We start from the raw sequence: 21,239 nt of genomic DNA, 5'->3' as shown, positions 1-21,239 counted from the left end.
CGTCGGTTGTGCGTCGGAAATCGGGTGGATAGGCTCGGGGGGTCGCTGCAAATTCAGCGACCGGGCGTCGCGGCCCGAGCAGTTCATTCGATTTGATGCATAATCGCCAGCCCAAACTGGAGCGCCCAGCGCTTCTCGTTTGGTTTGATGGTGGCTGTGCGCGGGATACCTTCGGGTATGCCGAGATTGCCGAATGGCTCGGTCCGCGAACCCGCGTACAGCTGCCACCCTCTGTCGCGTCGCGGTGATTGAGAGTGACAGCCCCACTTATCATTCGGAGTTTCACCATGAAAAAGCCCACACCCAACCCACCAGAAACCAACGACACCTCGCCCTACCAATCCCCCGATTCGAAGAAATTCCACGAAGCCGCCGAACGCGCCCTCGACCACTACCTCAAACCCAACGCACTCACCTTGCGCTTCCACAAACCCAGCACCATGTTCCAGGTCGCGCCAGACCAGGACAGCGAAAGCCTGCTGGTCCACGCCTGCGAATCCCTGGCACAAGCCAGCCTCATGAGCAGCGACATCGCCGCCTACATCGACCTGCCCCAGCGGCGCACGATCCTGGCGATCCAGCAAATCATCATGCTGGCCGAATTGGCGGTGAATCGGGTGCTGGATAACGTTGAAGTCAGCCAATCCCCCACAAACAGCTGAAAAGCCCCTCACCCTAACCCTCTCCCAGAGGGAGAGGGGACTGACCGAGGTGCCTGGAAGAGTTACGCCGACTTGAAATACCGATCTGAACTCAAATCCTGAAAAGCCCAAAAAACGGCTCCCTCTCCCTCGGGAGAGGGCTGGGGTGAGGGTCAAATACGTGTCAAAAGCCAACCGCACGCCCCTCACCACTCAACAGGATGAGCGTTAGCTCGGCTGCAGCTCTTGATCTACATGGCCCCTTCGGCAGGCTGAGTGGAGGGATTGATCCGGGGGGTGGGCGCGTAGCGCCGTTCGACGAAGTCGAATACATCGAAAGGAGGTGCAGCGAAGCAAACCGGAAGCGATGCCCCCGGATCAATGCCGGAGCGAAGGAACCCCGAGCCCCAGCGAGCGGGCCGAACGCCGGGGCCCAGCGTTTTGGTTACTTTTGGGCGTCTGCAAAAGTGACTCGCTGTAAAAGCGAAACCGCCAGCAGCGGCACCGCAAAAACGGATATACCCCCACCCCCCCAAGAACATGGTCGGCCCAAAGGCCGCCAAGTCCAAAGCGAGACCCCTGTCAAAACCCTGAACACAACCAGAAACACCCACCCCCATTGAAACCACTCAAGCCCTGCCCCATCTAACACCCATACCCAATTGCGCAGGTGCCCCATGAGCGACCAGCAAGAATTCCCCGATAACTCCGACGACTACACCGAAGCCAGCGAAGACCACATCGAACACACCACCTCCGGCAAAGGGCTGGCCTTGCCCGGCCAGAACCTGCCGGACAAGGTCTACATCATCCCGATCCACAACCGCCCGTTCTTCCCGGCGCAAGTGCTGCCGGTCATCGTCAACGAAGAACCGTGGGCCGAAACCCTCGAACTGGTCAGCAAATCCGAACACCACTCCCTGGCCCTGTTCTTCATGGACACGCCCCAGGAAGACCCGCGCCACTTCAACACCGACGCCCTCCCCGAGTACGGGACACTGGTCAAGGTGCACCACGCCAGCCGCGAAAACGGCAAACTCCAGTTCGTCGCCCAGGGCCTGAGCCGCGTCCGCATCAAGACCTGGCTCAAGCATCATCGCCCGCCGTATCTGGTGGAAGTCGAATACCCGCATCAGCCGACCGAGCCGACCGACGAGGTCAAGGCCTACGGCATGGCGCTGATCAACGCGATCAAGGAATTGCTGCCGCTCAACCCGCTGTACAGCGAAGAGCTGAAGAACTACCTCAACCGCTTCAGCCCCAACGATCCGTCGCCGCTGACCGACTTCGCCGCCGCCCTGACCTCGGCCACCGGCGCCGAGCTGCAAGCGGTGCTCGACTGCGTGCCGATGCTCAAGCGCATGGAAAAAGTCCTGCCGATGCTGCGCAAGGAAGTCGAAGTCGCGCGCCTGCAAAAAGAAATCTCCGCTGAGGTCAACCGCAAGATCGGCGAGCATCAGCGCGAGTTCTTCCTCAAGGAACAACTCAAAGTCATCCAGCAGGAACTCGGCCTGACCAAGGACGACCGCAGCGCTGACCTCGAACAGTTCCAGCAGCGCCTGGAAGGTAAAGTCCTGCCGGCGCAGGTGCAGAAGCGCCTCGACGAAGAAACGCACAAACTGTCGATCCTCGAGACCGGCTCGCCGGAGTACGCGGTCACCCGCAACTATCTCGACTGGGCGACGTCGGTGCCGTGGGGCGTTTATGGCGCGGACAAACTCGACCTCAAGCACGCGCGCAAGGTGCTGGACAAACACCACGCCGGCCTCGACGACATCAAGGACCGCATCCTCGAATTCCTCGCCGTCGGTGCTTATAAAGGCGAGATCAGCGGTTCTATCGTGCTGCTGGTCGGCCCGCCTGGTGTGGGTAAAACCAGTGTCGGCAAATCCATCGCCGAATCCCTCGGCCGCCCGTTCTATCGCTTCAGCGTCGGCGGCATGCGCGACGAAGCCGAGATCAAGGGCCACCGCCGCACTTACATCGGCGCACAGCCAGGCAAACTCGTGCAGGCGTTGAAAGACGTCGAAGTGATGAACCCGGTGATCATGCTCGACGAGATCGACAAGATGGGCCAGAGCTACCAGGGCGACCCGGCCTCGGCGCTACTGGAAACCCTCGACCCGGAACAGAACGTCGAATTCCTCGACCACTACCTCGATCTGCGCATGGACTTGTCGAAAGTCCTGTTCGTCTGCACCGCCAACACGCTTGATTCGATCCCCGGTCCGTTGCTCGACCGTATGGAAGTGATTCGTCTGTCGGGCTACATCACCGAAGAAAAAGTCGCCATCGCCAAGCGTCATTTGTGGCCGAAATTGTTGGAAAAGGCCGGCGTATCCAAGGGCAGCCTGAGCATCAGTGACAGCGCCCTGAAAACCCTGATCGACGGTTACGCCCGTGAAGCCGGGGTGCGTCAGTTGGAAAAACAACTGGGCAAACTGGTGCGCAAAGCGGTGATGAAACTGATCGACGAGCCAAAAGCGGTGATCAAACTCGGGCCGAAAGATCTGGAAGCCTCGTTGGGCCATCCGGTGTTCCGTAACGAGCAAGTGCTGTCCGGCACGGGCGTTATCACGGGGCTGGCGTGGACCAGCATGGGCGGCGCCACGTTGCCGATCGAAGCGACGCGGATTCACACACTCAATCGCGGTTTCAAACTCACCGGGCAGTTGGGTGACGTGATGAAGGAATCGGCGGAGATCGCCTACAGCTACGTCAGCTCGAACCTGAAGCAATTCGGCGGCGATGCGAAGTTCTTCGACGAAGCCTTCGTCCACCTGCACGTACCGGAAGGCGCGACACCGAAGGATGGCCCGAGCGCCGGCGTGACCATGGCCAGCGCTTTGCTCTCTCTCGCACGCAATCAAGCGCCGAAAAAAGGCGTGGCGATGACCGGCGAACTGACACTGACCGGGCATGTACTGCCGATTGGCGGGGTACGTGAAAAGGTGATCGCGGCCCGGCGGCAGAAGATTTTCGAGTTGATCCTGCCAGAACCGAATCGGGGCAACTTCGAGGAACTGCCGGACTACTTGAAAGAAGGCATTACCGTGCATTTTGCCAAGCGATTTGCGGATGTGGCGAAGGTGCTCTTCTGAACATGAAGTAGCAACTGCACTACCGCTATCGCTGGCAAGCCAGCTCCCACAATGTTCATTGGTGCTCACAAATCTTGTGCTCTACCGAGAAACCTGTGGGAGCTGGCTTGCCAGCGATGGCGTCCTTGACAACACCGCCAAACCGCCGCGCTGTCACAATTTGTCTCATCTTCGGTTATGCTCGCCGTTCGTCGCCAACGCCGGAGCCGCTGACCTTATGTCCCCCATTCGCCTGTTTGTCCCTATCGCCCTTTCTTTGCTGGCCGCTTGCGCCACGCAGCCGAAACAGAACGTGACCGTGGAAAAACAAAGCGAATGCCCCGTGCGACTCACCACTGGACAAAACCTGATCGTGATGCTGCCAAGCAACCCGACCACGGGTTATCGCTGGGCGATTCAGGATTCCGCTGGCGGCGTCTTGCGCGCCCTCAGCCCCGAGGTCTACAGCAACCCGGAAGATGCTGGCGTGGTTGGTGCTGCCGGGCTTTCCACTTGGCGTTTTCAAGCGTTTGCTGCGGGCACCGGGCGTCTGCGCCTGACCTCGCAACAACCCTGGGCGCCGGAAGTGTTGCCGGTAGAAACCTTTGACTGCGCCATTTCGGTGAATTGATCGTGGGCTGGCTGATTCTGGCGCTGATGGGCGCGGTGACCTTTCTCTACGGCTTGAGCACCCACGCGGCACTGCTTTGTCTGCTGGTCAAACCGTTGCCGGTGTTGGCATTGCTCGGCTGGCTGCACGACGCACCGCCCAGCGACTATCGCCGCTGGATCAGCCTCGGTCTGATTTTTTCCCTGCTGGGCGATGTGTTGTTGGCGTGGCCAGGGGATCTGTTCGTGTTCGGCCTTGGCGCATTTCTTGTTGCGCATCTGGCGTATCTCAAGGCTTATCTCAGTGACTGCAAACGTCTGGCGTTGATGCCACTGATGCTCGCGCTCGGCGTTGGTGCGGTGCTGTTGGGGATGCTGATTTCCAGTGGGCTCGGACCACTGCTAGTACCCGTGATCGTCTACGGCACAGCAATAAGCGCCATGCTCTGGCGTGCTCTTGCTCGCCTCGGCACCGACGTGCCCAAGCGTTCGGCGTTACTGGCAGCGGGAGGTGCGCTGGCATTTGTGTTTTCTGACAGCGTGATTGGCATCGACCGGTTTGTTGCACCATTCCATGCCGCGCCTTACGTCATCATCCTCAGTTATTGGCTGGGCCAATGGGGTATTGCTGCCTCGGCGTTTAATAAAAACAAACAATCTGGCGATGTGTCATAACCATAAAAATCTTGATCTATCTCGAAACGATATAAAAACCTGTCAGATCTGACAGTGCCCCGAATTTCTTCCCCTCACTACCATTGCGTGGCGTTATCCAAATCACGAATGTAGACCAAGGAAGAACATCATGAATATATTCAAAAACAAAAATTCGCCAAATGCACAGGGGACCTATATCTCCGTCAACTGCGATCTTCAAACCTCGATTTCAAACCGCGTGGATTTCAATACGCAAAATATCGAGTTCCAACAAGACCCTAACAGCACTCGAATCGAATTTACTGCCAGCGCTTTCGAAAAAAATCTTGTGAATTACGGAAAAGGAATGACGTTTCGTTTTCGCAGCGACATTCAATCTGGCAGTTACAACCCAACAGATTCAGACTTCCCGTTTGAGATATTCCAATATTATGAAGTCGGTGCTAGCGACTCTTACTCCACTTTTTATAATTACAGTCCGGAAAGCGGCACTATTGATGTCGAAGTCATTTCAAACGACTGCCAGGCGCTGCGCTACCTCATCAACTTTGATTTCAAAGGCAAAGACCACAGGACAGAAGAGCTGCACATCACTGGCAGAGCCGAATTAAACGTTTACATGCGCGCCTCCTGATCTCGCTTTAAGCCGTGAATGACCAAGTCTTGATGTTGACTGGGTCATTCACTGTTCTCTCCTGACTATCCTGCGCAGCCCCCCGCCCTCTGTAGGCCGCGTGCCGATTCCCCACGCTTTATCAGACAACTCAAGCATCCCCGCGCCACTTTGGCTAAAATGCCGGCCTTTTCCACCGACACCGCCGGAAACCGCCGTGAGCAAAGAATCCGATCGCATTTTCGCCCAGCCCTTGGACAAGGTGCCTGACTTCGCCTTCAACGAAGACGTGGTGCGCGTATTCCCGGACATGATCAAGCGTTCGGTGCCGGGTTACCCGACCATCGTCGAAAACCTCGGCGTGCTCGCCGCTCAATTCGCCCAGCCGAACAGCGTGCTCTACGACCTCGGCGCCTCCCTCGGGGCAGTGACCCAGGCGTTGCGCCGTCACGTGCGCACCGACGGTTGCCGGGTAATCGCGGTGGATAACTCGGCCGCCATGGTCGAACGTTGCCGCGAATACCTCAACGGGCAGGACTCGATGTTTCAGGAGTTGCTGCCCGTCGAAGTGATCGAAGGCGACATCCTCGCCCTCGACTTTCAACCCGCCTCGGTGGTGGCACTGAACTTCACCCTGCAATTCATCGCCCCGGATCAGCGCACCGCGTTGTTGTCGCGCATCCGCCAGTCATTGCTGCCCGGCGGCGCACTGATTCTGTCGGAAAAACTGCGCTTCAATGACGCCGAAGAACATGCATTGCTCACCGATCTGCACGTCGCGTTCAAACGCGCCAACGGCTACAGCGAACTGGAAATCGCCCAGAAGCGCAGCGCCATCGAAAACGTCATGAAGCCCGACAGCCTCGAAGAACACCGCGAACGCCTGTTGGCCGCCGGGTTCTCGAAAGTCGTGCCGTGGTTCCAGTGTCTTAACTTTGCCTCGTTGATTGCCTTGCCATGATTGATCTGTCCCCCCTCGCCCGCCGTCTGGCCGGTACACCGCTGGCCGAATGGGCCAACACCCTGCAGCGTCAACTCGACAAGAAAATGGAGAAGGGCCACGGCGATCTGGAGCGCTGGCAAAGTGCGCTGGACGCCTTGCCGAAGATCCAGCCGAGCGAAGTCGACCTGCTCAACGGCTTGAAACTCGACACCGATTGCGACGACGAAACCCGCGCGCAAATGCGCACCGCCCTGATGGGCCTGTCGCCGTGGCGCAAGGGGCCGTTCGATCTGTTTGGTGTGCACGTCGACACCGAATGGCGCTCGGACTGGAAATGGTCGCGGGTCGCCCCGCATCTGGATCTGAAGGGAAAACGCATCCTCGATGTCGGTTGCGGCAACGGCTACTACATGTGGCGCATGCTTGGCGCCGGTGCAGACAGCGTGATCGGGGTTGACCCGAACTGGTTGTTCTTCTGCCAGTTTCAGGCTGTGCAGCGCTATCTGTCTGAGCCAAACGCGTGGCACCTGCCCTTCCCGTTCGAGGATTTGCCGCCGAATCTGGAAGGTTTCGACACGGTGTTTTCCATGGGCGTGTTCTACCACCGCCGCTCGCCGATCGAGCACTTGCTGGCGCTGAAGGATTGCCTGGTCAAGGGCGGCGAACTGGTGCTGGAAACGCTGGTGGTTGAAGGCGACAAGCATCAGGTGCTGGTGCCAGAAGACCGTTACGCGCAAATGCGTAACGTGTGGTTCCTGCCGTCGGTGCCGGCGCTGGAGTTGTGGTTACGGCGTGCCGGGTTTACCGATATTCGATGCGTGGATGTCAGCACGACGACGATTGAGGAACAGCGCGGCACCGAGTGGATGAAGTATCAGTCGTTGAGTGACTTCCTTGATCCGGATGATCACAGCAAGACGATCGAAGGACTGCCGGCGCCGATGCGGGCGGTGATCGTCGCGAGGAAGTAACCCAATCTCCCGCACATTAGAGAGCCCCTGTGGGAGCGAGCCTGCTCGCGAAAGCGGTGTGTCAGTCACCCTTCATGTTGAATGTACCGACGCTTTCGCGAGCAGGCTCGCTCCCACATTGAGTCCGTGTTTATTCAGAGGGTTTGGCGCGACGGGCTCTGAAGAACTCGGTCAACACCGCCCCACACTCTTCTGCCAACACCCCGCCCTCATACAACACCCGGTGATTCAAAAAGCCCTGGGTGAAAAACTGCCCTTGGCTTTGCACGATCCCGGCTTTTGGCTCCAGAGCGCCATACACCACCCGCGCCACCCTTGAATGCACGATCAAACCGGCGCACATGCTGCACGGCTCCAGCGTCACGTACAGCGTGCTGCCGGGCAGTCGATAGTTATCCACTGCCTGCGCCGCGGCGCGGATCGCGACCATTTCGGCGTGAGCGCTCGGGTCGCTGGCGCTGATCGGGCAGTTGAAGCCACGACCGATGATCTCGCCATCCTGCACCAGCACCGCGCCCACCGGCACTTCGCCGAGGGCTGCGCCTTGCGCTGCAAGGGCAAGCGCTTCGCGCATGAAGTCGCGGTCACGGCTGCGGTCGATGATCGCTGCGGGGCGAATCTGGCGCATCACTTCACCTCGATGGCGGCCATCAGGCCGGTTTCCATGTGGTCGATCACGTGGCAATGGAACATCCATACCCCCGGGTTATCCGCCACCAGCGCCACTTGCGCGCGCTCGTTCTTGCCCAGTAGATAGGTGTCGGTGAAGTACGGGATGACCTTGTGCCGGTTCGACGCAATCACCTTGAAGCTCATGCCGTGCAGGTGAATCGGGTGCTGATACTGGGTCATGTTCTTCAATTCGAAAATATAGCTCTGACCCAGTTTGAGACTGGCAATCGGACGATCGGCGCACGTCTTGTCGGTGATGTCCCACGCCTTGCCGTTGATCTGCCACAGACTCGGCGGCTTGCCGTTGTCGACGTTGACCGACACCGAACCGACCCATTCGAAATTGAAGTTGAGTTTCTCGGCATTGGCCAGGTCCGGTTCGGCCACCGGATTGGCGGGCAGCGCCGGCGGCCACTCGGTCGGCGCGTCCGTGTTGGCCACCGAGCGCAGAGTGCCCAGACGCACCGGGCCATTGCGCAGCGACAATTCTTCGCCTGCCGCCGGTGCCTTGATCGCCAGGCAAATACGCATGCCGGGGCCGAGCCAGTATTCCTTGCCCAGCGGGCGCGGCTCAACCGGGTTGCCGTCCAGCGCGTAGATTTTTGCCTCAACACCAGGAATGTTGATGCGGTAAGTCAGGGTGTTATCGAGATTGAGCAAACGCACGCGGGTGATCTGCCCGGCCGGCAGGTCGATCACCGGCAACGGCACGCCGTTGATGGTCGACAAACGTCCCGCCGTACCACCGCGCGCAGCTTCACGAGGGATGCTGAATTCAACGAAATTGCCTTCTTCGTCGATGTGCCAGTTCTTCAGGCTCAGGGTCTTTTCGTAGTTGAAACCGGTCGGCTCGCGCTCTTCGATGATCAGCGGCCCGACCAATCCGCGCCCCAGTTCTTCGCTGCTGCTGACATGCGGGTGATACCAGTAGCTGCCGGCGTCCGGCACGCGGAATTTGTAGTCGAAGTATTCGCCCGGCAGCACCGGCAATTGCGACACGTATGGCACGCCGTCCATTTCCAGCGGCAGGCGAATGCCGTGCCAGTGAATGGTGGTCGCCACCGGTAGATGGTTGATGAACCTTACCCGCAGCCACTCGCCCTGACGCACGCGCAACTCGGTGCCCGGTGCCGACGGGCCGAACGCCCAGGCCTCGGTCTTGTGCCCCGGCACCAGTTCCACATCCAGGGGCGCGGCGATCAACTCGTAGTCGTGGCCCGCCTCGGCGTCAGCCATCTTGCCCAGCCAGTAACGCGACGCGCCCCCCGCTCCAACGCCTACGACAACAAGACCGGCCAGGCCACCGAGGATTTGGCGACGGGTAAAGGACATGAACTCAACTACCTCACGTATCAGCGACAGACCCCTGAAGGCCCGTAAAAGGCGAATACGATACACCTGCGGTTGAGAAACAGTAAGGGTGACCTGAGGCCGCACACCCCTAGGGACTTATGGCCGCAGGCCGGTAATCAGGTGCACCACCCCATCCTCAAGGGGCATGACGCCCGCGACACCGGCCTCGTTCAATGCCTGACGGTCCATGCGTGATACGTCACGCAACACCACCCGCACCCGGGTCAGCGCCACCGGTTGCTGCGCTTTGAGGTTATCCCCACCACCCAACGCCGCAACGATATCTGCGCTTAACCCCTCGGCAGGTTCGGTCGGTATTGTCGGCTCGTCCGGCACCAGATCCGGGGTCAGGGCTTTCCAGAACGCCTGCTGCAATTTATCGAACATGTCAGTTCTCCAGAACCGGTGAAATATCGACCGTTGCCTCGTGGTACAGGCGCAGTGCTTCGCGCACTTCCTCAGCGCTTTCCAGACTCTGTACCTGGTCGGCGATGGCCTTGCAGTCGAGCAGATCCACCTCCCGCACTGCCGCTTTGATCGCCGGAATCTGCGGCACGCTGACCGACAACTCATCCACGCCGAGCCCCAGCAACAGCGGCACGGCCAGACGTTCCGAGGCCATCGCGCCACAGACGCCGACCCATTTGCCATGGGCGTGCGCGCCTTTGACGGTCATGGCAATCAGGCGCAACACCGAGGGATGAAAACTATCGGCCTGACTGGCCAGGCGAGGATGATCGCGATCCATCGCCAGGGTGTATTGAGTCAGATCGTTGGTGCCGATCGAGAAGAAATCCACGTAGGGCGCGAACACATCGGCCATCAGTGCCGCCGCCGGCACTTCGATCATGATCCCCAGTTTCGGCCGTTCGACCAGGTTCAGTGCCTGCGCTTCCTCCTCCAGCATTTGCCGGGCCAGATGCAGCTCCGAGATTTGCGTGACCATCGGCAACATGATGTGCAGGCGCGTCAGACCGACACTGCCAAGGATCGCCCGAAATTGCTCGCGCAACAGTTGCGGGCGCTCCAGACACAGACGAATCCCGCGCAGTCCGAGGAACGGGTTGGTTTCTCTGTCCATCGGCACGTAGGCCAATGGCTTGTCGCCGCCGACATCGAGGGTGCGTACCACCAGATTGTGCGACGGCCCCACGGCCTGGGCGATGGCGCTGTAGGTCGACACTTGTTCGTCGAAAGTGGGCGCATGGTTGCGATCCAGATAAAGAAACTCCGAGCGCAAAAGCCCGACGCCTGCACCGCCCAGGCCCATCGCTTGCTCGGTTTCACTCAGGGAGGAGACGTTGGCTGTGACTTCGATGTAATGCCCGTCGCGGGTGCAGGCGGCCAGCGTCGCCTGTGCGTGATCGTGTTGATGGCGCAGACGCTGTAGCTCGCGTCGGGCTTGCAATTGCTCGATGGCGATCGGGTCGGGATTGAGTTGCAGTTCGCCCCTGTCGGCATCGAGCAGCACCGTGCTGCCGTTCGCCAACGCCAGTACCTGCGCCGGCACCCCGCAAATCGCCGGCAGGGCAAAGGCCCGCGCAAGAATGGCGACATGGCTGGTGGCGCCACCACCGACCGTGACGATGCCAAGCACCTTTGTCACATCGAGCCCCGCCGTCTGTGACGGCGTCAGTTGATCGGCGATCAGGATCGTCCCGTGCGGCAATGTCAGGACCGGGTCCTGCAGGCCGAGAATCAACTTGAGGACTCGCAAGCAGACGTCCGCCAGGTCTGCCGCACGTTCAACCAGCAACGGACTGGCCGACTGCCGAAACAGCGTCGCGGTCGACTCGGTTGCGGTACGCCAGGCAAACGCCGCGCTTTTGCCCTCGGCAATCAACGCTTGGGCCTGATCGAGCAGGCTCGGGTCATCGAGCAGTTCCTGATGAGCCTTGAAGATTTCCTCCTGAGCGCTGCCTCCCGCCGTGTCGCGCAAGTGCTGCAAGGCCATTTGCGCCTCGATCAGCGCGTTCGTCAGCGCCTCCTGTTCCGTTTTCACCCCGGCGCCGGACTCTTTTATGTCGAGGCTTGGCTCGGTGATCTGCATGACCTGGCCCAATGCCGAACCGGGCGATGCACAGACTCCACGCAGAACCGTCAGCACCTCAGGTTCGACGCTCTCGCAAGGCTCCGTCACAGGCAACGCCGTGACCGATTCCCCGCACCCCTCGGCGAGCAACCGCGAGAGTGTGCTGATTGCTGCTTGCGCGTCTTCGCCCACGGCGCTCACTTGCACGCTGTCACCCAAAGCGGTCTGCAACGCCATGATTGCCACCAGTGACTTGGCGTTGGCTTCGGCCTGCTGTTTGTGCAGATAAATCTTTGCCGAAAAAACCTTCGCCGCTTGTGCGAATACCGCGGCCGGACGCGCATGCAGACCGTTGGGATTGGGCAGTTTCAGCACATTTGAGAAAATCACTTCGCCTGTTGGCGCGACCTGTTCTTCGCGGATGGCATGCGCACCGGTGAGACTCAGCAGAGGTTGGCCCGTTTCGACCAGCCCCGTCTGCGCGGCCGTCCAGGTGAATGGCTCACCGCTGACCACCAGCATCAGGGTCATCAGGCTGCGCGCGTGCAGGGCGATGTAATCGGCATCGAACTCGATCAACGTTTCGCCAGCCGCCACCCGCTGACCCTCTTCAACCATGCGGGTGAAGCCCTGACCGCCCAGATTCACCGTATCCAGACCGATGTGCAGCAACACCTGAACGCCATGGTCATCGGTGATGCTCACGGCATGCCCGCTTGCCTGCACGTTGCTGATCACCCCGGCCAGCGGAGCGCACAAGGCAGATGAAGTCGGGTCGATGCACAGGCCGTCGCCGATCACGCGATTGGCAAACACCGGGTCGGGCACTTGATCCATTGGGATCAGCACGCCGGACAAAGGCGCCAGCAGTTGCAATTGTTGGGGTGTGGCCATGATGTCACCTGCGGTTTTGTTCTTGGAAGTACCCGTGGAGCGCGCCGCCCCACCAGCATCGCTTATTTCCACCAGTATTCGACCTGCAATCCAACGTTCGCACCGTGGCGAGCGGTACCGAAAGCGCCGGTATCGGACAGCGCCGACCCTTGGGCCAATTCGTTGGCCGCGCGTTTGGCTGCCTCGTTCCAACTGGCATAGGTGTAGTACAAACGCACCTCGGGGCGCGCCCAGAATTCCGGGCCCTTGGGTGACCATGTCGGCGCAACGGTGAACTTGCTCAATTTGCGCGTGCCGCCCGGTGCATCGACTTGATCATGGCCCAGTTCGGTGACCAGTTTGAATTGTTCGGTAAGCGCATAGGTCGGACGCACGCCCAGCGACAGCCAGTTCTGGTCAGCACCGTCAGGGCGAATGTCTTTTTGATAAACCGCCTCGATTTGCCCGCCAAAGCGCGGCGTCAGTTGCCAGTCGAAAAACTCGACAATCCGATAACTTTTACTGCTGTCGTCCAGTTTGACGTTACCGGTATAGCCCAGCCCGGTGCCGGGCCCTTCGCCGTACTGGAAGGCCAGTTTGTTTTTGCCACCGAGAAAGTCCTTCTGCACATGCTGCGTGGTGATCGCCCAGCCCCGGTGCGCATCGCGGCTGTCGGGTTTGTCGATGTAGCTCAAGCCTAACTCAAGCTCGCCGCCGGGATTGGTAGCGAACCCGGCGACGTTGAAGTCGTGCCGGTTGATGTAGTCCTTTTGATAGAGGTTGTCCTTGCGCGAAAAGGCGTAGCTGTATTTCAGATCGCCGATCAGCACGTCTTCGATCCCGCCACCGGTAGCGCTCTGGTTCCAGTAGTAGAAATCGGAAATGTGGATGTCATTACGTTTGTAGTAACGGCGACCGGCCCAGAGCGAACCGCCATTGAGCGCGGGCATGTTCGACCACTGTGCATAGGCCTGCGGCAGACGCACCGAGCCGTTGTCTTCATTGAACGTGAGGCTTTGGTTGTAGCGGTTGTACAGCGAGACCATGCCATCGACGCTGAGTACCGAGCCATCGTCGAGGGTGTACAAATCCTGGCGCAACTCAAGCTCGCCGTACTGCTCACATTCGTTGCCCAAGCGGTATTTGGTCTGCGCCCCCGGCAACTGGAAACACGATTGGCTACCGCCCTTGGTCGCGTTGCCAATGCCACTGCGCAAGTAACCACCGAACTCCAGCGCCGATGATGTCTGTGGTAAGGCGAGGCATAAACCTGCGACTGCAAGGCTGCGATTAATTGTTGTTTTCATAAGCCACCCCATTATTTTTATTGTGTGTTTCCATGAATTCGGCGCGCAAAACTCCCCCGCGCAGTGCTCTGCGTGCTTTTTGAAATCTTGTTTTTTAGTTAGGAATCAGGGATCAATCAGGTGCAGGACGAACGATTCATACGGGCGCAAACTCACCTGTCGATTACGTGGCGGACAGTCCGGATAATTGCTGACAAGCAACCGCTGGTTCAGCGTCTCGTCGATCTCTATCGGCAGTTCGATTTCACACGGTGTGGCATAGAAGTTGTTCACGATCAGCAGACGCTCGCCGGTGCCTTCTCTCAGATAAGCCCAGACCTGCTTGTGTTCAGGCAACAGCTGTCGATAGATGCCCAGCGAAATCAGCGCCTCTGTGCGCCGCAACGCGATCAGCAGACGGTAGTGATGAAGGACCGAATCAGGATCATCAAGCTGTTGGGCGACGTTGATCCGGGCGGCATTGGCCGGTAACCCGATCCACGGTTCGACGTGGCTGAAACCGGCATTCGGTTCCGCGTTCCAGTGCATCGGCGTACGCCCGTTGTCACGGGACTTCTGCATGATCGCCGCCATGTTGTCGATGTCGCTGGTGCCTGCTTCACGCTTGAGCCGAAAGATGTTCAGCGTTTCGACATCCCGGTACTGATCGATACGCTCAAAACCCGGATTGGTCATGCCCAGTTCTTCGCCCTGGTACACAAACGGCGTGCCCTGCAAAAAGTGCAGCGCCGTACCGAGCATTTTCGCCGAGAGCTCACGATATTCGCCGTCATGGCCAAACCGCGAGACCACCCGAGGTTGATCGTGGTTACACCAGAACAGCGCATTCCAGCCACCACCGGCCTGCATGCCGGTCTGCCAGTCGGACAGAATCTGCTTGAGCTGGAGAAAATCGAAATCGGCGCGAACCCACTTTTCCAGGTTTGGATAATCGACTTTCAGATGATGAAAGTTGAAGGTCATCGACAGCTCTTGCGACTGCGGATTGGAATAACGAATGCAGTGTTCGAGGCTGGTGGATGACATCTCCCCGACGTTGATCAGGTCGTGGCCGGCGAAGACCTCACGGTGCATCTGCTGCAAGTACTCATGGACGTTCGGCCCGTCGGTGTAAAAGCGTCGGCCGTCGCTGTTGTCCTCGGCAAAATCCGCAGGCTTGGAGATCAGATTGATCACGTCCAGCCGGAAACCACCCACGCCCTTGTCCCGCCAGAAGCGCATCATTTTGAAGACTTCGGCGCGTACTTTGGGGTTGTCCCAGTTCAGGTCAGCCTGGGTGTGGTCGAACAGGTGCAGATAGTACTGACCGGTCTGGGCCTCGTACTCCCAGGCCGAACCGCCGAACTTGGATTGCCAATTGTTCGGCTGATCGCGCCATATATAAAAGTCACGGTAGGGATTATCGAGGCTGCTGCGCGCCTGCTGAAACCACACATGTTCGATCGAGGTGTGGTTGACCACAATGTCGAGCATCAACTTGATCCCGCGCTTGCCCGCCTCGGCGATCAGCAACTCGCAGTCGGCCATGCTGCCGTAACTGGGATCAATCGCGTAGTAGTCGCTGATGTCATAGCCGTTGTCACGTTGCGGCGAGCGCAGAAATGGCGTGATCCACAAGCAATCGACACCCAGCCATTGCAGGTAATCGAGCTTGGCCACGACGCCGAGCAAATCACCTGTCGGGTTGCCGGCATGGCTGTGAAAACTCTTCGGGTAGATCTGGTAGATAACCGAACGCTGCCAGTCTTGCATGGCACATTTCCCTCTTGATTTTAAAACCGGCAAACCCTGCGACAGCTCCTACCGATATCAGGCAACCCGATAGCCGGGGCGGACAATCTTCATGCTCAGCGCACAGGTCAAAACAAACGGCACAACCATGGCGATGATCATGCCGATCACGAACATCGGAATGAACTGCGGAATGATCGAGATAAACCCGGGCAAGCCGCCGACGCCGATGGCCGAGGCTTGTATCTTGTTAATCGACAGGAAGATGCAGCCCAGCGCCGAGCCGGTCAGCGCGGCGTAGAACGGGAATTTGTAACGCAGATTGACCCCGAACATGGCGGGTTCAGTGATACCGAAATACGCGGAAATCGCTGAGGTCGAGGCCATGCTTTTGTCGCGTGCATTGCGCGTCATGTAGAACACCGCCAACGCCGCGCTGCCTTGAGCGAGGTTGGACATGACGATCATCGGCCAGATGAACGTGCCGCCCTGGGTCGAGATCAGTTGCAGATCGACTGCGAGGAACATGTGGTGCATTCCGGTGATCACCAGAGGCGCATAGAGCAGTCCGAAAATCGCCCCACCGACCATCGGCGCCAGGTCGAACAGCATGACCACGCCCTCGGTGATGTAGATACCGATGTGACGGGTTACAGGCCCGATCACCGCCAACGCCAGAACTCCCGTGACGACAATCGTGGTGATGGGCACCACCAGCAATTGCACTGCGTTGGGCACGCGTGCCCGCAACCATTTTTCGATGACACTCATCACGTAAGCGGCCAGCAGTATCGGCAGGATCTGCCCCTGATAACCGACTTTCTCAACCTGGAACAATCCGAGGATGTCGAAGTACGGCATCTGCTGACCGTCCAGACCGGCCACCGCCTTGCCATAGTTCCAGGCGTTGAGCAGATCCGGATGAACCAGCATCAGGCCGAGTACGATGCCGAGAATCTCACTGCCACCGAAACGCTTGGCCGCCGACCATCCCACCAATGCCGGCAAGAACACGAACGCGGTGTTGGCCATGAGGTTGATCAGGCTCCACAGTCCCTCGAGTTTGGGGTAGGCATCCAGCAGGGTCTGACCTTCGATAAACATGCCTTTGGCGCCGATCAGGTTGTTGATGCCCATCAGCAAACCGGCAACGATCAGCGCGGGCAGGATCGGCATGAACACGTCGGAAAATACCCGCACCAGACGCTGCATGGCGTTGATCTTCTCGGCGCTTTTCTGTTTGACGTCGGCGATGGTCGACGCGGCGAGGCCGGTCTGGCGGCGCAATTCGGCGTAGACCTTTTCCACGTCGCCCGGGCCGATCACCACCTGATACAGACCGCCGGTGAAGAACGAGCCTTTGACCAGATCGATCTGGTTGAGCGTGGCGCTGTTGACCAGGGCTGGATTCTTCAACGCCAGGCGCAGGCGCGTGACGCAGTGCGCGGCCTGTTCGATGTTCTCGCGACCGCCAAGGCTTTGCAGCAGCGCTCGGGCGATGTTCGGATAGTCGTGGCTCATGCTAGTTCTTCCGCTGTGGATTGTTGTTATTGGCAGCACGTGGGAACGAAAAGTACTCGTCTGTACGAGTTATTGCAACAACTCGTACAGACGAGTTTGTTTTTGTATGTTTTTGCCAGACCAGCAGAGAATTTTCCTACTTCAGCCTAAGGTGATTTCCAATCCCCACATGGACAAAGCCCTACCCTGCCCTTAAGGTTCGAAGCTTTGAGCACAGCCGGCATCGAGCCCCTCTCATGAGCAAATACAACCAGATCTACAGCGATCTGCTGGCGAGTATCACCACTGAACGTCTGCAACGCGGCGCTCGCCTGCCCTCCGAAACCGAGCTGATGGACAGCTATCAGGCCAGCCGCGGCACCGTGCGCAAAGCCATCGAGCAACTTCAGGAGCGCGGTTTCGCGCAGAAAGTCCATGGCAAGGGCACCTTCGTCCTGTCGACCAACCCGATCGAATTTCAGCTCGGTGGCATCGTCAGTTTTCAGGAGACCTACCCACGCCTGGGCGACGACGTCAGTACCGCAGTGGTGGAGCTGGCGCAGATTCCCCTCGAAGGCGCATTGCTCGAACACATCGATGCGCAGCCCGGCAGCCTGATTACCCGGGTCAAACGGGTGCGGCGCATTGATGGCAAACGGGTGATCCTCGACATCAACCATTTTGTCACCGAGGTCATTCCCGGCCTGTCCCTCGATATCGCCGAGCAATCAATCTACGCCTACATCGAACAGACCCTGCAGCTTCAGATCGCCTACGCGCAGCGCACCATCGAAGCCCGTCCGTGCAGCAAGGATGACCTGTCGCACCTGGACCTCGACGGCCAGAGCCACGTGATCGTCGTCAGCAACCAGACATTCCTTCAGGACGGCCGCCAGTTCGAATACACCGAATCCCGGCACACCCTGGACAAGTTCTACTTTTCCGATGTGGCGCGGCGCTGACCCTCGACACGTTTGCAGACACCCTGTACGGTAGGTATCTAATGCACGCCGCCGTAGCGATTCGGCCATGCTCGACCTTCATTTCTCAAGGATCGAGAGCACATGAAATCGTCCCCACAGCGCCGTCTGCCGAATGCGGCAGACAAAGCGTCACTCAAGGCCATCGCCACCACCGTCGTGCAACTTTGCCCCAGCCTGTACGACGAGGCCCATCAAGTCGCCAGCGAGTTGCTGGTGCGCAAGGGCCTTACCGAGATCGACCCGGATCAGGTTTATTTCCATCGTTTCAACCTGGCGCAAAGCAGCACGCAGTCGTTTACCGGCTGGGAGCACACCGGCGAAAAGCCCTACGAATCGCTGACCCTCACCCAATTGGTGGTGCATCGCTTTCGCGCCACCGATCAGGACAATGCCGACTTGCTGGACCTCTACGGCGGCTTCTACAAGGATGGGCCGCAGGCCGAGACGTTCGACCACACCAATGAAGTGCGCCTGCATGGCAACGAAGTGCTCAACGACTTCTGGACCATTGATCTGAGCTCGCGCTACCAGCAAAAGCTGAACAGCTTCTGGAGCGCCCACGCGGAAGATTTCCGTACGTTGGCCAAGTGCAACTTTCTCAGTCAGGCGGTGCAGGCACTTGAACTCGAGCAACTGAGCGGCAGCGATTTCCAATGGATCGTCGATGCGGTCATCGGCCCCGTTACCTGGCCGGTGACACTGGCCATGTTGCAATCGAGCCACACTACGACCAGTGATGTGCGCGCGTTCGATATCGCCGGGCATGTCGCCATCAATCTGCTGCGCATCGTGGCTGCCGACGGCCGGCAGATCCTGTATCTGCCGGGCGCAGCGCAGGCTTTTGTGGTCATGCAGACCCCGGCGGACATGCACTGGTGGGTGCTCGAACAGATGAACGAGGCAACCCGGCGACAGGCGCTGCTCAGCCACTTTGCACTGGCGGATCGGCAGCAGATCACCGAGGGTCTCACCGAGTTGATGAACCAGCTGGTCGGCACCTGGGGCCGCGCCGACCATCACCTGATCAACCAGCACAATCGCGCGATCAGCGGTGATGCGATGCGCTGGCTCGGTGAAGCGACCCGCGCCGCGATGTTCGCCGAGGCCAGCCTGTCCCTGACCTCCAACAGCGAACTGAGCAAGAAACTCTGGATCGGTTACCTGAGCGCGGGCCTCAAGGTATTCGGCCCCATGGCTGCGGTCGGCTGGCCGATTGCCCTGCCGGTGATTGGCGCCAGCCTTGCCAGCATGGGCCTGAATATCGATCAGGCGGTCAATGGCAAAAGCGCCAGTGAACGCAAGGCCGGGGTGCTCGGTGCGGTGCTCAGTGGCATTGACGCGCTATTCAACGTCGCGTTTCTCAAAGGCTCAGGCTCAACGCTGGAGGTCGGCGTTGAGGTGGACGCAGCAGAAGCCGAACAGATGGCCGAGTTCAGCGAAGCAACTGCGCCCCAGACGCCGGCGGATCCGCTTGCGCCTGAAGCACTCAGCGAAGCGGCCGAGGACGCCGAAACGCTCACCCCGGTCGCCGAGTTAACGTGGCCGGGCCCGGTTGGCCGTGCGACCCCGCCGCCGATTGCGCAGAGGTACGTGTGCAACGAACTGCTCGAAGGGCTGACTGCGCAAAGTGAGCCCGGACAGTTTCAAGGGATCTTTCGCCTTGATCGTGATCCACCGTTCGCCATCCTGCTCAACAACAAGCCTTACTACGTGCGCTTTTTCGGCGATGCCAGCGAGGGCGGCTACTGGGCGATTGTCGATCCGGATCGTCCCAACCAGTTCGTGCATTCGTTGCCGGTGCGCCTGAACCCCCAAGGCGAGTGGGAGCGGATGCAGGCGCTGGGTCTTCGGGGCGGTGGCCAGTGCGCGGGCAAACAGTGCACGCCGCCTATCGAACTCAACACCCTTGAGTCGACTGAATCCACCGAGGCCGAAACGCTACCGCCGACAGAACCACAGTCGCCGATACCGCGCGCGGTGCGCATCGTGCCTTCGGCTTACGATATCGATCCGACGGTGCGCCGCTCGATCAAGGCCTGGGCGCTGAACCTCAACGAAACCCATGTCGAACTGACGCCCACCGCCGACGGCACTTTCGGCATGGAGGACCCCTTCGAGCGCCATGCGCTGGCCAAGCGGCAGTCGCTGCAAGTCGCCGCGAGAAAATTCTTCAACGATCTGCCGTGGATCACGTCGCCGCCGCGCCCGCCCATTGCCTTTGATCAGCAGACATCCATAGCCGAACTGCTCGACCGAATCTTTGAGTCGGCGCCCGGGCTGGTCGTGGGCGAGACCCTGGACCGCATCACCAGCATGCGCTTCATGATCGAAAACATGCCGGCGCTCGCCCGCCATGCCAAAACCCTTTATATGCGCGGCGTGCTCAGTGACTTCGCACAGGTGGACCTGAACCGCTACTTCACCAGCGGCGCCATGTCAGCGGACCTGCGCACCTATCTGACCAGTCTGGGCACCGACCCGGCGGGACGCTTCAATGCACTGGAACTGGTCAGGGTCGCCAGGGAAAACGGCGTGCGGGTACAGGGCATCGATTGCGCGGCGAGCTACAAGATGAATTCGCCGGCCGCGCCCTACGACGAGCAAATGATCGGCACGTATCTGGCCAGTGACATCATGACCGGCGACACCTACATCAACAGTCCGCGAAAATGGATGGTGCTGACCGGCGCGCAGAACACCAACACCTTCAGAGGCCTGGACGGTCTCGCCGAAATCAAGGGCGCCATCGGTTTGCGCATCGAAGAGGCGGAAATGGGCCAACCCACAGTGGTTGATGTCGATCCGGGCCTGGAAGTGCGTCGCGAGGCGTTTTCCGACGAAGCCGGAGCGTCAGTCAATCATGACGTGATTCGTACTGACCTGCGCCTGAGAATGCCGGCAGAACCGGTGAACTGGAATGAGGACACGCTGGACAACCTGCTGCATCGACGCGGCATGTTCATGTTCCTCAAGAACGACGACAGCTGGACCGTGCTGCACCGCAGCAAGCGAGGCATGCTGATGCGCACACCCGTGACGCAACTGCCTGATGGCGGCGTGTCCCTGCATCGCCCTGGATGGCCAAAGGTCAATGACATCCGCTTCGCCAACATCAAGGAACTGTCCCAACGCCTGAGCGCAATGGGCCTGTCGCTGCAGAGCCGCCTGCCCGACTGACACCCGCTTCAGACAGACAAAACCCCTGACGCGAGCCAGGGGTTTTGCTATTTCCACGCCAGCCTCCATGGGCGATACATAGTTAGTGCCTGCGCCC

The 21,239-nt window shown here is 59.5% G+C and carries 16 protein-coding genes; 9 read left to right on the top strand and 7 right to left on the bottom strand.

Annotation, left to right across the window (positions count from 1 at the left end; all coding sequences use genetic code 11):
- The first annotated feature begins 287 nt into the window (after nucleotides 1-287).
- The 7 genes from JJD74_RS24095 (at nucleotide 288) to cmoB (ending at nucleotide 7,514) form a co-directional block, all read left to right on the top strand.
- Nucleotides 288-662, top strand: a complete 375-nt coding sequence (locus JJD74_RS24095) for a DUF6124 family protein (RefSeq protein ID WP_200616979.1) — start codon at nucleotides 288-290, stop codon at nucleotides 660-662.
- Nucleotides 663-1,318: 656 nt separating this feature from the next.
- Nucleotides 1,319-3,742, top strand: coding sequence for an endopeptidase La (gene lon / locus JJD74_RS24090; RefSeq protein ID WP_234451852.1), 2,424 nt, complete (start codon nucleotides 1,319-1,321; stop codon nucleotides 3,740-3,742).
- A 217-nt stretch (nucleotides 3,743-3,959) separates the two neighbouring features.
- Nucleotides 3,960-4,352: a protease inhibitor I42 family protein gene (locus JJD74_RS24085; protein WP_047302952.1), complete on the top strand. Its 393-nt coding sequence runs from the start codon at nucleotides 3,960-3,962 to the stop codon at nucleotides 4,350-4,352.
- A gap of 2 nt (nucleotides 4,353-4,354) precedes the next feature.
- Nucleotides 4,355-5,005 (top strand): lysoplasmalogenase, encoded by a 651-nt coding sequence (locus JJD74_RS24080; RefSeq protein ID WP_181818523.1) that lies wholly within the window; start codon nucleotides 4,355-4,357, stop codon nucleotides 5,003-5,005.
- A 130-nt stretch (nucleotides 5,006-5,135) separates the two neighbouring features.
- On the top strand, nucleotides 5,136-5,621 hold the full coding sequence (locus tag JJD74_RS24075; protein ID WP_047302954.1) for a hypothetical protein: 486 nt from the start codon (nucleotides 5,136-5,138) through the stop codon (nucleotides 5,619-5,621).
- A gap of 196 nt (nucleotides 5,622-5,817) precedes the next feature.
- Entirely contained in the window at nucleotides 5,818-6,561 is a 744-nt protein-coding gene (gene cmoA, locus JJD74_RS24070; protein ID WP_042560897.1) for a carboxy-S-adenosyl-L-methionine synthase CmoA, read from the top strand.
- Nucleotides 6,558-7,514, top strand: a complete 957-nt coding sequence (gene cmoB, locus JJD74_RS24065) for a tRNA 5-methoxyuridine(34)/uridine 5-oxyacetic acid(34) synthase CmoB (protein WP_042560898.1) — start codon at nucleotides 6,558-6,560, stop codon at nucleotides 7,512-7,514. Before cmoA ends, cmoB begins: the two co-directional genes overlap by 4 nt.
- Nucleotides 7,515-7,644: 130 nt before the next feature.
- Here cmoB and tadA read toward each other — a convergent pair whose 3' ends face one another.
- The 7 genes from tadA to treP all read right to left on the bottom strand — a co-directional run bounded on the left by tadA (nucleotide 7,645) and on the right by treP (nucleotide 17,003).
- Nucleotides 7,645-8,142, bottom strand: a complete 498-nt coding sequence (gene tadA, locus JJD74_RS24060) for a tRNA adenosine(34) deaminase TadA (protein ID WP_200616978.1) — start codon at nucleotides 8,140-8,142, stop codon at nucleotides 7,645-7,647.
- Complete coding sequence (locus JJD74_RS24055) at nucleotides 8,142-9,518, bottom strand: multicopper oxidase family protein (protein ID WP_042560900.1); 1,377 nt, start codon at nucleotides 9,516-9,518, stop codon at nucleotides 8,142-8,144. Before JJD74_RS24055 ends, tadA begins: the two co-directional genes overlap by 1 nt.
- Before the next feature lie 117 nt (nucleotides 9,519-9,635).
- Nucleotides 9,636-9,926 (bottom strand): PTS transporter subunit EIIB, encoded by a 291-nt coding sequence (locus JJD74_RS24050; protein ID WP_047302960.1) that lies wholly within the window; start codon nucleotides 9,924-9,926, stop codon nucleotides 9,636-9,638.
- Between the two features lies 1 nt (nucleotide 9,927).
- On the bottom strand, nucleotides 9,928-12,465 hold the full coding sequence (gene ptsP / locus JJD74_RS24045) for a phosphoenolpyruvate--protein phosphotransferase (protein WP_200616977.1): 2,538 nt from the start codon (nucleotides 12,463-12,465) through the stop codon (nucleotides 9,928-9,930).
- A 62-nt stretch (nucleotides 12,466-12,527) separates the two neighbouring features.
- A complete protein-coding gene (locus JJD74_RS24040; protein ID WP_200616976.1) occupies nucleotides 12,528-13,751 on the bottom strand; it encodes a maltoporin in 1,224 nt (407 codons plus the stop codon).
- A 105-nt stretch (nucleotides 13,752-13,856) separates the two neighbouring features.
- Nucleotides 13,857-15,503: an alpha,alpha-phosphotrehalase gene (gene treC / locus JJD74_RS24035; RefSeq protein WP_042560904.1), complete on the bottom strand. Its 1,647-nt coding sequence runs from the start codon at nucleotides 15,501-15,503 to the stop codon at nucleotides 13,857-13,859.
- A 57-nt stretch (nucleotides 15,504-15,560) separates the two neighbouring features.
- The gene (gene treP, locus JJD74_RS24030; RefSeq protein ID WP_115147752.1) at nucleotides 15,561-17,003 is read right to left on the bottom strand and encodes a PTS system trehalose-specific EIIBC component; all 1,443 of its coding nucleotides are present in this window, start codon (nucleotides 17,001-17,003) and stop codon (nucleotides 15,561-15,563) included.
- A gap of 236 nt (nucleotides 17,004-17,239) precedes the next feature.
- Between treP and treR the strand changes: the two genes are divergently transcribed.
- Nucleotides 17,240-17,944: a trehalose operon repressor gene (gene treR, locus JJD74_RS24025; RefSeq protein WP_042560906.1), complete on the top strand. Its 705-nt coding sequence runs from the start codon at nucleotides 17,240-17,242 to the stop codon at nucleotides 17,942-17,944.
- Between the two features lie 102 nt (nucleotides 17,945-18,046).
- Entirely contained in the window at nucleotides 18,047-21,142 is a 3,096-nt protein-coding gene (locus JJD74_RS24020; RefSeq protein WP_200616975.1) for a membrane-targeted effector domain-containing toxin, read from the top strand.
- Nucleotides 21,143-21,239: the final 97 nt, after the last annotated feature.

The sequence above is a fragment of the Pseudomonas sp. MF6776 genome (assembly GCF_016613125.1).
In the GTDB taxonomy this organism is placed as follows: domain Bacteria; phylum Pseudomonadota; class Gammaproteobacteria; order Pseudomonadales; family Pseudomonadaceae; genus Aquipseudomonas; species Aquipseudomonas iridis.
Note: the sequence above shows the minus strand (reverse complement) of the source record. Positions and strands in the feature narration are given on the sequence as shown.

Coding starts and splice junctions, on each gene's coding strand:
- JJD74_RS24095 (WP_200616979.1), top strand. CDS start 288: ATGAAAAAGCCCACACCCAACCCACCAGAAACCAACGACACCTCGCCC.
- lon (WP_234451852.1), top strand. CDS start 1,319: ATGAGCGACCAGCAAGAATTCCCCGATAACTCCGACGACTACACCGAA.
- JJD74_RS24085 (WP_047302952.1), top strand. CDS start 3,960: ATGTCCCCCATTCGCCTGTTTGTCCCTATCGCCCTTTCTTTGCTGGCC.
- JJD74_RS24075 (WP_047302954.1), top strand. CDS start 5,136: ATGAATATATTCAAAAACAAAAATTCGCCAAATGCACAGGGGACCTAT.
- cmoB (WP_042560898.1), top strand. CDS start 6,558: ATGATTGATCTGTCCCCCCTCGCCCGCCGTCTGGCCGGTACACCGCTG.
- tadA (WP_200616978.1), bottom strand. CDS start 8,142: ATGCGCCAGATTCGCCCCGCAGCGATCATCGACCGCAGCCGTGACCGC.
- JJD74_RS24055 (WP_042560900.1), bottom strand. CDS start 9,518: ATGTCCTTTACCCGTCGCCAAATCCTCGGTGGCCTGGCCGGTCTTGTT.
- JJD74_RS24050 (WP_047302960.1), bottom strand. CDS start 9,926: ATGTTCGATAAATTGCAGCAGGCGTTCTGGAAAGCCCTGACCCCGGAT.
- ptsP (WP_200616977.1), bottom strand. CDS start 12,465: ATGGCCACACCCCAACAATTGCAACTGCTGGCGCCTTTGTCCGGCGTG.
- JJD74_RS24040 (WP_200616976.1), bottom strand. CDS start 13,751: ATGAAAACAACAATTAATCGCAGCCTTGCAGTCGCAGGTTTATGCCTC.
- treC (WP_042560904.1), bottom strand. CDS start 15,503: ATGCAAGACTGGCAGCGTTCGGTTATCTACCAGATCTACCCGAAGAGT.
- treP (WP_115147752.1), bottom strand. CDS start 17,003: ATGAGCCACGACTATCCGAACATCGCCCGAGCGCTGCTGCAAAGCCTT.
- treR (WP_042560906.1), top strand. CDS start 17,240: ATGAGCAAATACAACCAGATCTACAGCGATCTGCTGGCGAGTATCACC.
- JJD74_RS24020 (WP_200616975.1), top strand. CDS start 18,047: ATGAAATCGTCCCCACAGCGCCGTCTGCCGAATGCGGCAGACAAAGCG.